The 678-nt window shown below is 44.5% G+C and carries 1 protein-coding gene; it reads right to left on the bottom strand.

Annotated features, from left to right (window positions below):
* The coding region (locus H9Y04_RS49235) for a helix-loop-helix domain-containing protein (RefSeq protein WP_187820183.1) at positions 1-678 on the bottom strand (678 nt) is incomplete at both ends.

Below are 678 nucleotides of genomic sequence, written 5' to 3'. Positions count from 1 at the left end.
GTTGCGGTTCTCGTTCATAAGGGTTTCGTTTTTCCGTTCGAGATGCCTAATATACTCGGTCGCCTTGTCCAAGACACTTGCCTTGTTCAACTTGGATGCCGGAGTAAGGCCCTCCAAATCGGCCACACTCACGTCGTTGCACCCCGCAGCAATACGGAGCGACGGCACAGCATCTCTAAGAGCCAAAATCTTGGTGTTGATGTTGGTTCTATACTTTCTTTCAATCTGGTTGTGCGAGATCTTGTCCTTACGTCCTGGTTTTGTCACCTTGGAAGTGCAATTTACACTTGGTTTTCTTTCCTCTGGTGTCACGCTTTCCTCGTTCAGCGTATCCTGTTTTCCAATTGAAATTTGCTCGATTTCCTTTTTTATATATCGAGGCGATGTCTTATTCGAGTACGTTGTATCCTGACTCTCAGGAGTCAACCCACCAAAAACATTGGAATCCTGAGAATACGAAGAGCTGCTCATAGAACTCGATTGGAATCCATTCAAAGGTGGCATTTCCGGGATATTTTGCCTTTCAGCTGGCAAATTCGTTTCTAAATTCATAAACCAGTCGTTCATTTTTTTTTCATCTCCGTTGATAGAATCTGGAGATAACGACTGGGCTGCCCCCAGAATACTCTGGAGGAAGTTATCTGTGGTTTCAAAGTCGTAGAAACCAGGATAATCGAA

The sequence above is a fragment of the Streptomyces polyasparticus genome (genome assembly GCF_014493765.1).
GTDB lineage: Bacteria > Actinomycetota > Actinomycetes > Streptomycetales > Streptomycetaceae > Streptomyces > Streptomyces polyasparticus.
Note: the sequence above shows the minus strand (reverse complement) of the source record. Positions and strands in the feature narration are given on the sequence as shown.